At 54.6% G+C, this 12,262-nt stretch carries 10 protein-coding genes; 8 read left to right on the forward strand and 2 right to left on the reverse strand.

The features are described 5' to 3' along the window. Nucleotides 1–445: 445 nt before the first annotated feature. Nucleotides 446–1,657: an MFS transporter gene (locus V4U88_RS26805; protein ID WP_334076235.1), complete on the reverse strand. Its 1,212-nt coding sequence runs from the start codon at nucleotides 1,655–1,657 to the stop codon at nucleotides 446–448. Nucleotides 1,658–1,843: 186 nt separating this feature from the next. Between V4U88_RS26805 and hemE the strand changes: the two genes are divergently transcribed. From hemE to V4U88_RS26845, 8 genes are all read left to right on the forward strand, one after another. Beyond that, nucleotides 1,844–2,902 (forward strand): uroporphyrinogen decarboxylase, encoded by a 1,059-nt coding sequence (gene hemE / locus V4U88_RS26810; protein WP_334076236.1) that lies wholly within the window; start codon nucleotides 1,844–1,846, stop codon nucleotides 2,900–2,902. 44 nt (nucleotides 2,903–2,946) lie between these two features. Next, the gene (gene hemH, locus V4U88_RS26815; protein ID WP_334076237.1) at nucleotides 2,947–3,891 is read left to right on the forward strand and encodes a ferrochelatase; all 945 of its coding nucleotides are present in this window, start codon (nucleotides 2,947–2,949) and stop codon (nucleotides 3,889–3,891) included. A gap of 127 nt (nucleotides 3,892–4,018) precedes the next feature. Beyond that, on the forward strand, nucleotides 4,019–5,374 hold the full coding sequence (locus V4U88_RS26820) for a CapA family protein (RefSeq protein ID WP_334076238.1): 1,356 nt from the start codon (nucleotides 4,019–4,021) through the stop codon (nucleotides 5,372–5,374). A gap of 25 nt (nucleotides 5,375–5,399) precedes the next feature. Further along, nucleotides 5,400–6,149 (forward strand): glycerophosphodiester phosphodiesterase, encoded by a 750-nt coding sequence (locus V4U88_RS26825; RefSeq protein ID WP_334076239.1) that lies wholly within the window; start codon nucleotides 5,400–5,402, stop codon nucleotides 6,147–6,149. Between the two features lie 54 nt (nucleotides 6,150–6,203). Next, on the forward strand, nucleotides 6,204–6,848 hold the full coding sequence (locus tag V4U88_RS26830; RefSeq protein WP_334076240.1) for a fumarylacetoacetate hydrolase family protein: 645 nt from the start codon (nucleotides 6,204–6,206) through the stop codon (nucleotides 6,846–6,848). After that, nucleotides 6,848–7,681, forward strand: a complete 834-nt coding sequence (locus V4U88_RS26835) for a DUF92 domain-containing protein (protein WP_334076243.1) — start codon at nucleotides 6,848–6,850, stop codon at nucleotides 7,679–7,681. The genes V4U88_RS26830 and V4U88_RS26835 overlap by 1 nt, the downstream gene beginning before the upstream one ends. A 15-nt stretch (nucleotides 7,682–7,696) precedes the next feature. After that, a complete protein-coding gene (locus tag V4U88_RS26840) occupies nucleotides 7,697–9,685 on the forward strand; it encodes an ABC-F family ATP-binding cassette domain-containing protein (RefSeq protein WP_334076241.1) in 1,989 nt (662 codons plus the stop codon). 76 nt (nucleotides 9,686–9,761) lie between these two features. Beyond that, nucleotides 9,762–9,965 (forward strand): hypothetical protein, encoded by a 204-nt coding sequence (locus tag V4U88_RS26845; RefSeq protein ID WP_334076242.1) that lies wholly within the window; start codon nucleotides 9,762–9,764, stop codon nucleotides 9,963–9,965. 935 nt (nucleotides 9,966–10,900) lie between these two features. Here the strand turns inward: V4U88_RS26845 and V4U88_RS26850 are convergent. After that, nucleotides 10,901–12,115 (reverse strand): IS4 family transposase, encoded by a 1,215-nt coding sequence (locus V4U88_RS26850; RefSeq protein WP_334075597.1) that lies wholly within the window; start codon nucleotides 12,113–12,115, stop codon nucleotides 10,901–10,903. Nucleotides 12,116–12,262: the final 147 nt, after the last annotated feature.

A 12,262-nucleotide genomic window follows, 5' to 3' on the forward strand; every position in this document is an offset into this window, starting at 1 on the left:
AGCGATCGGAAGAACATTTCACCCGGCTGCCTCTATCCCTCCATCATTAGTTCAACTCATTACGACTAACTGATGTTAAGGTTTTTGCAAGATTAATGCTGTTAAGGCGAGAATCCAGGGGAATAACGGCACTCACGACCGTTAGAATTTCGAAAGGGCTACTTTTCGTTAAATAGCGGCTGCTACAGCCGTTAGACTCCTCTCAGGCGTTAGTACCAGCCGGAAAGCCTGACCTTTTGCAGGAATTCATACTCGATTACATCAATGCAGGTAAGTCTTGGAAGGAAGAAAAAAATTCCCAATAAAAGAAAGGCTGCGCCATGCGTAAGATAGGGCTCCCATTTTTAACCACACTCTTCTTTCATGTTAGGGTTAGTGCATCGCTAGTGCCCTAAAAGCCCGCCCGGGTTTAGAAACCGGACGGGCTTTCTATGTCCGCCGCGTTCTATTTGAACACGGCGCGTTTCGGGTGGGCGTAGAGCTTCCAGCGAACCCAGGCGGTATTGAACAGCAGCAGGATGCCGGAGACGATAAAGAGGCCTTCGATGCCGATAAAGCCGGACAGGAAGCCGCCGATCAGCGAGCCGAGCATGTTGCCGAGGGCGAGCGTGCTGCTGTTGAACCCGAACGCGCGGCTCTCCATCCCGTCCGGGGTGTAAAAGCGGATGAGCGCATTAACGCTGGGCAGCAGACCGCCCATGAAGACGCCCATGAGAAACCGCACGAGGATAAGCTGCCAGACGGATTGCACGAACGCCTGCGGAATCAAGGTAATGGCGGCGCCGATCAGGCAGAAGGTCAAAATCCGGTGCGCTCCCACTTTGTCGCTGACGCGGCCGAGGATCGGGGAGGTGATCATGTTGGAGATCCCCGTTACGGCGCTGACGAAACCGGCCCAGAACGCCACGTCCGTAGGGACGCCGTGGAGCTTTTCCACATAGATCGGCAGCAGGGACATCGGGCTCAGCATGGCGAACTGCAGCAGGAAGGTCACGGCGAAGAGGGCGGTGAGCTGCGGCGTTTTGTTCAATTCAAGAAAGCCCTGCAGCACCGAGATTTGCGGTGTATGCGCCGCCTCTTCGCGGTCGAAGTTTTCCCGCACGAACAGCCAGGCCAGGACGGAGGCTAGGAACAGCAGGGTCCCGGTAATGTAAAAAATCGGGCGAAAGCCGACCCATTCCGCCAGTAGACCGCCGATCAACGGACCGAGAATGGTTCCCGCCACATTGCCGGACTGGATCGTCCCCATAGCGAAGCCCATCCGTTCTTTGGGCGCGGTGCCCGATACGAGCGCTACGGCGGCCGGGTTAAACCCGGAGATCGTCCCGTTCAGGAGACGCAGCACGAGCAAATGCCATGGCTGTGTGGCAAAGCCCATGAGCGAAATGACGATCGCCATGCCGAAGCCCGAGCGCAGCAGCATGATTTTTCGCCCGTATTTATCGGCAAGCTTGCCCCACAGCGGTTGAAAAATAAAGGATGTCGCAAAATTGGCGGCAAAAATCATCCCGGCCCAAATGCCGATCTCATGCTCACCTTGTACATGTAAGTTTCTGGCCAGGTACAGCGACAAGAACGGAGTGATCATCGTCATCCCCGCGTTGACCAGAAATGAGCCAAACCAAAGCACAATGACATTGACTTTCCACGATTTCAAAGTGCTTTCACTTCCTTTCCGGGTCCAAGCTTTTTTAAACAATTCTTATCAGTATATCACAAATCGACGGGCCGACTTGTCCGCAATGTCATACGATTGTCATCGGACAACCCGGTGTGACGGTTGTTACTTACTTTTAAAAAGGGCATAATATATAATAGAGATTTAAGATTGGAGGCTAGACTCGTGGCTTATAACGATCGGTTTATCCGCGCCTGCCGGAAGCAGGAGGTAGACCGTCTTCCGGTTTGGTACATGCGCCAGGCGGGAAGATATGATCCGGATTACCGCAAAATTAAAGAGAAATACAGCCTGCTTGAAATTTGCCGGCAGCCCGAGCTTGCGGCGGAAATTACGACGATGCCGGTGCGCAAGCTGGGCGTGGATGCGGCTATTTTGTATTCCGATATTATGAATCCGGTTGCTTCGATCGGCATCGACTTTGACATCGTGAAGAATATCGGACCCGTCATCGACAATCCGATTCGCACGCGCCAAGATATTGAGCGCTTAAAGCCAATCGACGTGGAGGGGGACCTTTCCCACATCCTGGAGACGATCAAGCTTCTGGATAAGGAACTGGAGGTGCCTCTGATTACTTTTGCCGGCGCACCCTTCACGATTGCAAGCTACCTGATTGAAGGACGTCCGTCAAAAAGCTACATACGCACGAAAAGCCTCATGTACGGTGAACCCGAACTTTGGGATAAGCTGATGGCCAAGCTTGGCGATATGGTCATTACGTATTTGCGGGCGCATGTGAACAGCGGCGGGAAAGCGTTTCAACTGTTCGACAGTTGGGTCGGTGCGCTCGCGCCGAAGGATTTTGAACGTTACGTCCTGCCTACGATTACCCGTATTTTTGCCGAACTTGGCGATTTGGATGTACCGAAAATCTATTTTCCCGGCGTTAGCTCCGGTGAACTCCTGCCCACCTTAACGAAAGTGCAAACGGATGTGATCGGGCTCGACTGGCGGGTAACGATTCCGGAAGGACGCCGGCGTCTGGAAGGGAAATTTGCCGTGCAGGGCAATCTCGATCCGTATATTCTAACCGCTCCGATGGATACGATTAAACTGTATGCCAAGGAGATTATCGATCAAGGGGTGGAGGCACCCGGTTTTATTTTCAATTTGGGGCATGGCTTATTCCCCGAGGCATCGCTCGAGAAGCTCCGCGAGTTAACCGATTTTGTTCATGAATATTCGGAGGAGGCTATCGCGCGTAGCGCCCACGCCATTTGATTTGAACAGGTATCATCACATGAACTTATAGAGGTGAAACAATCGTGACAACAACAAAAATCGGCGTGTTGGTCATGTCCTACGGCACGCCGCAAAGCCTGGATCAGGTGGAATCGTACTATACGCATATCCGGCGGGGGCATCCGCCTACGGCCGAGCAGCTCAAGGAGCTGAAGGATCGTTACGAAGCTATTGTCGGCGGGGTGTTTCCGCTGCGGGCCAATACGGATCATCAAGTGGCCTCGCTGCAGGGGACCTTGAACCGGCTCAATCCCCACAAGGATAAACAATTCGTTTGCTACCAAGGCTTAAAGCACGCGGCGCCGTTTATCGAGGACGGGGTTGAGGCGATGGCGAAAGACGGCATTACGGAAGCGATCGGGGTCGTTTTGGCTCCGCACTACTCCGTGATGAGCGTCGGCGGTTATATCAAGCGGGCGGAGGCGAAGGCCGGGGAAGCCGGAATCGCCATGAAATTCGTACGCAGCTATCACCAGCATCCCAAGCTGATTGAAGCGCTCGCGAAGAGAGTGTCCGCGAAGCTGGATCTGTTCGAGGAAGCCGGAGCGGAGCGGGATAAAGTAAGAGTACTCTTCAGTGCGCACAGCCTGCCGGAACGCATTCTCGAAATGGGCGATCCTTATCAGGACCAGCTTATGGCCACATCGAAAGCCGTTGCCGAGCAAGCCGGCGTGACCTCCTGGCAGTTCACCTGGCAGAGTGCCGGCCGTACGGCCGAGCCGTGGCTGGGACCGGACATTCTCGATACGCTGCGCGCATTGAGTCTGGAGCAAATTGAGGACGTTCTGGTTGCGCCGGTCGGCTTTGTCTCGGATCATCTCGAGGTGCTGTATGACCTCGATATCGAGGCGAAAGCGATCGCCAAGGAGCTGGATATGCGGCTGGAACGCATCGACTCTTTGAACAGCGATCCGCTGTATATGGAAACGCTGAGCGATGTTGTTTTTCAGGCTTACGCCAAGAATTAAGAACTAGGAACAATCGGGCCCTTCGCTTAAAATAGGCGAGGGGTTCTATTTATTTCCGGTTAGCTGATATAATAAAATCAATCATGTTCAATCATGCAAGGCAAGTATGGGAAAAAAGGAGTAGAACATGTATCCACCACGTTCCGAGAAACACAAAAAGAAGAAGTCGGAAAAACAGCGGAGACAGATCCGCTTTTGGATGGGGGTCAACGTATCCCTGATTTTGATCATCGCGGTGTTGGGGCTGTATTACCTTCTTGGCGAACGCGAAAGGATCGGCAATCCAGGAACGGAGACGGGCAATGCGGCGGGTGCTCCGGCGGAAGAGCAAATGACCGGGAGCGGCGAAGCGAGCTCGGCCTCGAACGGATCTTCAAACGAAGAACAGGCTCCGGCGCAAGGGGACGGCGCCCCGGAAAATTCCGTGGACGATGAGCCGGCGGAGGACCCCGTGAAGGGGGACGAAGGTCAAACGGCAAAGGAAGAAAATTCGAATTCCGGAGCGGAGAGTGAACGGGAGGCCGATTCGGGGGAACGCTTGCTGATTCATTTTGCGGGGGATACGATCTTTTCGAGCAAAGTTGCCGAGAAGCTGGAAAAGGAAGGCTACGATTATCCTTACCGCTATGTAAAGGATTTGTTCCAGAATGACGACCTCAGCGTCGTGAATCTGGAAACCCCCGTGACCGATGGCGGGACGGCGGCCGAAAACAAGACGTTTGTGTTTAAGTCTTCGCCCAAGGCGCTCCCCGAACTGGCAAAAGCCGGCGTGGAGGCGGTCAATCTGGCGAACAACCATACCCTGGACCAAGGGGTGGAGGGGCTATTGGATACGATAGAGCATTTGAAGGAAAGTCAACTGCAATTTGTGGGCGCGGGCAAAAACAGTACGGAAGCCTACGCACCGGTATATATCAAGCGAAAAGGTATCGTGATCGCCCTGTGCGGCTTCACCCGCGTCATTCCCGAAAGCCATTGGACGGCCGGCAAAGGACCGGGGGTCGCGGCGGCGTACGATTCCACGCAGGCCGTGAAAGCGGTGGAGACCGCACGCAAGAAGGCGGACCTGGTGCTTGTCGCCGTCCATTGGGGCAAAGAGCGGACTACTAAGCTGGAGGAGCATCAAACTTCGCTGGCCCATCAGTTTATCGATGCCGGCGCGGATTTGGTGATCGGCGGTCATGCGCATGTTTTGCAAGGGCTGGAAAATTATAAAGGAAAATGGATCGCTTACAGTACGGGGAATTTTATTTTTACGAAATCCAAGGATCCGAAAACCTGGGAAACGGCCGTATTTGCCGCGGAATGCAGCCGCAGCGGGGATTGCGACTTGAAGCTGATTCCTTACAAAACCGAGCTCGGCCAGCCCGTGCCGATGACGGAGGAAGAAGGAGCCAAGCTGTTCAAAGAGTTGGAGGGCTACTCGCCCGGGGTCTCGATTGGTACGTCGGGAAAGGTAAGCTTGGCGAACGGCTCCAAATAAGTACACAGGGAGGGAGCGTGAGAGGATGTCCAACCTGTGCGTTGCTCACCGGGGATTTTCCGGCATTGCTCCGGAGAACACGATGGCCGCGATATCACTGGCGATGGAACAGCCTTTTGTACATTGGGTGGAAGTGGACGTTCAGCTGTCCAAAGATGGCGTTCCCTTGCTGATTCACGATTTCACTTTGAACCGTACGACCAACGGCCGGGGCCCGGTGAAGGACAAAACCTGGGCCGAGCTGCAGACGCTGGACGCGGGACGTTGGAAGTCCAAAGCTTACGCGGGGGAAAAGCTCATCAGCCTGGATCAGTTTCTGGATAAAATTCAAGGGCGGTTACGAGCCAATATTGAAATAAAAACGCAAGGCAAACTGTATCCGGGGATTGAGGAAAAGGTGATCGGCGCGATCAAAAAACGCCGGATGGAGCAGGACGTGGTGCTCACCTCCTTTGAACCCCGGATTTTGGCCAAGATCAAGGAAATCGGCCGCGGTGTCCGGACGGGACTGATTATCGACGGTTACCCGAAGGATTTGTTGCTGCGGCTGCAACTGCTGGAATGTACATTTCTCTCCATCGGTTACCGGCATTTGACCGCCGAGCTGGCCGCAAAGGCAGCCAAGCGGGGGATCGAGGTCATGGCCTGGACCCTGGATGACGCCCGCCGGATGCGTAAGGTGGCAGACCTGCATAAGGACATCCTCCTTTGCACCAACCGGCCCGAAGTGTGGCGGAAAGCGATCGGCGACCGGGAGGGACGGGAGAGTTCCTGAGAAGCCTTAAAGAGGCAGACCCTACTGTACAGAGAATTTGGGAGGCGTTAAGGGATGAACAAAATGATAGCGAACGTATACTGTGTCGGCCGAAACTACCGGCTGCATGCCGAAGAGCTCGGCAATGAGGTTCCGGCGGAGCCGATGATCTTTTTGAAGCCGTCGCATGCGGTCGTTTCGATGAACGGTACGGGGATTTCGCTTCCGGAAAACCGCGGGGAAATTCACTACGAAACCGAACTCGTTCTCCGGATCGGCCGTGCTTACGAGCCGGGCATGACGGTGGACGAGCTCGTCGATGTGATGGCTTTCGGCATCGATTTTACGCTTCGGGATGTGCAGAACGAATTGAAGAAGAAAGGCCATCCCTGGACGGCGGCCAAGGGTTTCAAAAACGCCGCTCCCCTGACGCCTTATCTCGCTTTTCCGGGGACGGAGCGGACGGCGGAGAAGGATTTTACCTTGCGTAAAAATGGAGAGGTTGTGCAGCGGGGGAATATTCGGAATATGATCTTTTCCCTACAGCAAATTGTGGATTATATCGCGGACCGATACGGTCTTGACGAGGGGGACCTGATCTTTACGGGAACGCCGGAAGGCGTGGGTCCGGTCGTTCAGGGGGATCGTCTGGAAATCGCATACGGCCCGGACTTGCTGGGCAGCTGTGAAATTGTGTCCGGTCCGCAGGCGAAAGCATGATCGATTGGATCATAGGGGCGCTGTGCGCCCTTTTGGTTTCTGGAGCGGCTTACCGCAAACGATCGCTGTCCCTCTCGGGAATGATCGCCGCTGCGGTGATGGGGACCGTGTATTATGCCGCGGGAAATCTGTTTTGGTTCGGTTTGTTGCTGCTGTTTTTTATCACGTCCACGGCATTCTCCAAATTTCGCGGGGACCGGAAACGGGAACTGGAGAAATCCTATGCCAAAAGCGGGCGCAGGGATGCCGGTCAGGTGTTTGCCAACGGCGGGATCGGGATATTGGCCTGCATCGGGAACGCGCTTTGGCCCGATCCCGCTTGGGCCTGGTTCTTCGTCGGCTCGATGGCCGCGGTGACCGCCGATACGTGGGCGACGGAGTGGGGCGGCCTAAGCAGGACGCCGCCGCGGTCGGTCCTGACCTGGAAGCCGCTTCCCGCAGGGACCTCCGGCGGCGTTTCGGGGCTGGGGAGCTTTGCCGCCCTGGTCGGAGCGCTGATGATCGGCGGGGCCGCCCAGGTTTTGCTGGACTTGACGGCAGGCGGGAGCGGGGCGTATGAAACCGCCTCCTACTTCGCGTCCTTGTGGCGCTGGACCGTGATCGGCGGCGTATCCGGCTTTGCCGGCGCCTTTGCCGATTCCCTGCTGGGGGCGACCCTGCAGCGGATGCAGCGCTGCCCGGTATGCGGCAAGAGCGTGGAAGTGGGGGTCCATTGCGGCACTGCTACCTTGCCGCTGCGGGGGTTGCGCTGGATGAACAACGATGCCGTGAATGTGCTGAGTGCCCTGGCGGCGGGCTTCATCGCCTGGGGGCTTGGCGTCATGCTGACTTAGAAAGTGGGAAAAACGATGAATATTTTGACAGTGGAACAACTCGGAAAAAGCTATGGCGAGAAGGTCTTGTTTCAGGACGTTTCCTTCGGCATGGATGAATATAATAAAATCGGCGTTATCGGCGTGAACGGGACCGGCAAGTCGACGTTTCTGCGCGTCATTGCCGGCCTGGAGCCGGCGGACGAAGGGAAGGTGTCGGTGAACCGGGATACCCGGATCACCTTTTTGGCCCAGAATCCGGAGTATGATCCGGGGATTACTGTACTGCGGGCCGTCTTTCAGCACGGCGGACCGGAACTGCAGGCCGTCTCTTCCTATATGGAAGCGATCGAGGCGCTGGAGCTGCATCCGGAGGACGCCGCGCTGCAGTCCAAAGTCTCGAAGCTGAGCCAGGAGATCGACCGGCTGGGGGCTTGGAACCTGGAGAGCGAGGCCAAGAGCGTCTTGTCCCGGCTCGGCATTACCGAGTTCGGAAGGAAGATCGGCGAGCTCTCCGGAGGGCAGCGGAAACGGGTTGCCTTGGCCTCGGCGCTGATCATCCCCTCGGAGCTGCTCATTATGGACGAGCCGACCAACCATATCGACAACGATTCGGTGGCCTGGCTGGAAGCCTATTTGCAAAAGCGTCGCGGCGCGCTGCTGCTGATTACGCACGACCGGTATTTCCTGGATCGCGTATGCAATGTGATGCTGGAGCTGGATCACGGGCGTTTGTTCCGCTACGAGGCGAATTACAGCCGTTTTTTGGAGCTGAAAAGCGAGCGCGAGGAACGGGAGGCGGCGTCGGAGCAAAAGCGGCAAAATCTGCTGCGCAATGAGCTCGCATGGATCCGGCGCGGCGCCAAGGCTCGCTCGACGAAGCAGAAGGCCAGAATCGAGCGGTTTGAGAAGCTCCAGAACATAAAAGTGGAGCACAAAAGCGACGCGCTGGACATCTCCGTGGCTTCGACCCGTCTGGGCCGCAAAATCGTCGAAATCTCCTGGCTGCGCAAGTCGGCGGACGAACGCCTGCTGATCGGCGAGCTCACTTATGCGGCCGTGCCCGGCGACCGGGTCGGGATCGTCGGGCCGAACGGCAGCGGCAAATCGACGCTCCTGAACATGATCGCCGGCCGCGTGCGGCCGGATGCCGGTGAGATCGAGCTGGGGCAAACCGTCAAGCTGGGGTATTTTACCCAGGAGCATCAAGAGATGGACGGAAAGCAGCGGGTCATCGAATACATTAAAGAGGAGGCGGAGGTCGTCGAAACCGCGGACGGCACGAGAATTACGGCCGCCCAAATGCTGGAGCGGTTTCTTTTTCCTCCGGCGATGCAGTGGACGCCTATCAGCAAGCTGTCCGGCGGGGAGAAGCGCAGGCTGTTTTTACTCCGCGTACTGATGGGCGCCCCGAATGTGCTTCTGCTGGACGAGCCCACCAACGATCTGGATATCCAGACGCTGACCGTTCTGGAGGCTTATTTGGACGAGTTTCCGGGGGCCGTGTTCGTAGTATCCCATGACCGCTATTTTTTGGACCGGACGGTGGACAAGATCTTTGCGTTTGAAGGCGGCGGCAGGGTGGCGATTCACGCCGGCGATTATAGCGATTACGAAGAGCGCACGCAAAGCGCTCTGTCCGCGGTAGCCGCCGATCCGGCGGCGAAGCCGGGAACGGATGGCGGGGCGGGACGCAAGGACGGCGGAAAGCGGGAAGAGGCTCCGGCCGTCTCGGGGAGCGGCGGGGCTGCGGGAAGCGTCAAGGATCCGTCCCGCGGGGAGAAGCTGAAGTTCAGCTATAACGAGCAGCGGGAGTACGATGCGATTGATGAAAAGGTCGAAGCCGCCGAACAGCGGCTGGCTGCGCTGACCGAGGCGATGGCTGAGGCCGCCAGCGATGCCGTCAAGCTGCAGGAACTGATGCGTGAGCAGCAGGAAGCGGAGGCCGAGCTGGAGCAACTGATGGACCGCTGGGCCTACCTGAACGAGCTGGCGGAAAAGATCGAAAAGCAGCGAAACGGCTAGGGCCCCCTTCCCACTTCTGGAAAACAATGTTACACTGGACTGAAGATATTCTATTCCTTGAAATGGTGGTGAGGAGATGGATATGTTCGGTGGCTTCGACGGACCGAACCGGCCTTATATGAACGCTGTAGATGAGGACGCCGCCAAAAGCAAATTCAAGGCAAACGAGCGGCGTCTGCACCGATACGGTCCTCCGGGGTTCGTGCGCGAATCCGTCAATTTGCTTATTGCGGTCGGTGCTTTGGTGGTTGTGTTTTATTTGATCAAATGGTTGGGTTGAATCGTCAATAAAAAACGGTCTCCGTCCCGCAGCCTTTAAAGAAGCTGTGAGACGGAGACCGTTTTTGTTTACCGCTGCGGCCCGTTCCCTTTGAAGGGGCAAGTGAATAAGGGCTTTAAACGGAGCTATTTTGTCGAAACCGGCTTAGCGCTATGAAATAGCGGACTTTTTGGGTCTTATTGTTGGGAAAAAGCGGGGCAACCCTGATTTCGGGGCCCTCCCCAGGGGGAATAAGGTCCTTTTTGACCTCTATTATTCCCGGGGAACCGAATCGGATCGAAATAGCGCCCCAAAAGACACTAGCGATGCACTAACCCTAACATGAAAGAAGAGTGTGGTTAAAAATGGGAACCCTATCTTACGCATGGCGTAGTCTTCTTTTTCTTAGGAAATTTTCTTTTTTCTCCCAAGACTTACCTGCATTGATCTAATCGAGTATGAATTCCTGCAAAAGTCAGGCTTTCCGGCTGGTACTAACGCCTGAGAGGACTCTAACGGCTGTAGCAGCCGCTATTTAACGAAAAGTAGCCCTTTCGAAATTCTAACGGTCGTGAGCGCTGTTATTCCCCTGGATTCTCGCCTTAACAGCATTAATCTTGCAAAAACCTTAACATCAGTTAGTCGTAATGAGTTGAACTAATGATGGAGGGATAGAGGCAGCCGGGTGAAATGTTCTTCCGATCGCTGTTGCTCCCGGATTTCTTGATGAATTAAATTCAGATAAGGTAGAAGTCCGGTCACAAAGGCGAACGCTACGCTTCTCCAGAATCATTTCACCCTCTTGCCTTTTCCCATCCTATGCTCTAGTTCAACTTGTTTGCCAGTGATGTTTCGCCTCTCCCAAAAAGGCAAAAAAAAGCCCCACCTCACTTCAAACGTACAGACACATTTTTTTCCAGAGTATGGTTTTTCTTCTGTTTTGGTTCTACATTTTTTTAGTAATAGATCATCCGTAGTTTCTCCAAACGTTCTGGATGAATTCTTGGACGACCGCCCTTTTTCCTTCGGCCCTTACTCGTCCGCTGCGTCACTGGATGTAAACGGTCCAAGAAATCGGTCCACGCATTCGTTAAATACGCACGCATCTTCCTCGTCACTTGGCCAATGGGCAGATCCGGAGCGTAGAGATACCGGATTTCTTCACACACTACGTACGCCAGTAGGTTTAAATAAATCAGGTTCCATACCGCCTGTGGCTTGTTGTTGTATATTTTTTTCAGATGCAAATTTGACTTCATGAATTTAAAAAATAGTTCCACTTTCCAGCGGTAGTGATACATTCGGGCCACATCTTCCGCTTTTACATCCCAGCGGTTCGTTAGAACTCGCACTTGATGAACCTTGTGCTTATTGTCGATAAACTCAAACTCGACCAGTCGGAACACGCCGGTTTGTTGGCTATCCGGGTCCTTGATTTCTACTTCGGCATCCCGCTTGATGAAACTCCCCGCGACCTTGGACTGAAGCACCCGTACTCTGCTGTTGCTCTTAAGTCGGACCACAAAGTAAATCTGATTTCGATCCCAATGGAGGAATTGTCCGTAACAGATATAACCTCGGTCAAACAAATAGGTGGTTCCTGGCTCCCAAACAAGGTGTTCCAACACTTCCGAGTCTAGGTCGGCCACCATCGCCGTGGAGAGTACGATGCCTTTTAGCCAGGCGCTTATCTCGCCGGTGAGATGCAGGCAGGTATGCATTTTTACCGCACTCTCTCCCGCTTGGCGTAATGCCCACTTCCCTCGCGGTAGGCTCAGAGTGATTGACGAGGAGTCTACCGCGGCCAGTCGCCCAAGTCCCTTGAGCTTTTTCGGTAGTGTAGGTCCCTGGTGATGCCACAGGTTTTTGAGACGCTGGAGGAACAAGTTACGAACACTGTCGGTTGGAATTTGCGCTAGTTTTCGATTTAAGGAGGAAGCATGGATCGACTCCAAGCCTACCCATTTTTGCAGCCACGGAGCACTTCGTAAATGCTCTGCGACGTTATCTAGTGAACTCCGTTTTTGCAAAATGGCCTCCAGAAAGAGAAGAATCGTGTTGCCAAAGCAAAGCTTCTTGGCGTAATGATCGCCACAGAGTAAACGCACATGGACATCCAACCAACCTAAGGCTTGACGAATCACGGATGGGTTAGGTATCTTTTTATTCAAGGAGACCTCCTTTCGTATGTGTCTGTACAATTCTACGATAACTGGGGTCTCCTTTTTTTGTAAATTATTCTTCTTACTTTTTATGTCATTTTTTTTGCAAGATTACTGCCTTAACAGCCTGTTTATGCGAAAATAAGCGCCGTGGCG

The organism is Paenibacillus sp. A14, from assembly GCF_036864815.1.
GTDB lineage: Bacteria > Bacillota > Bacilli > Paenibacillales > Paenibacillaceae > Fontibacillus > Fontibacillus sanfengchensis.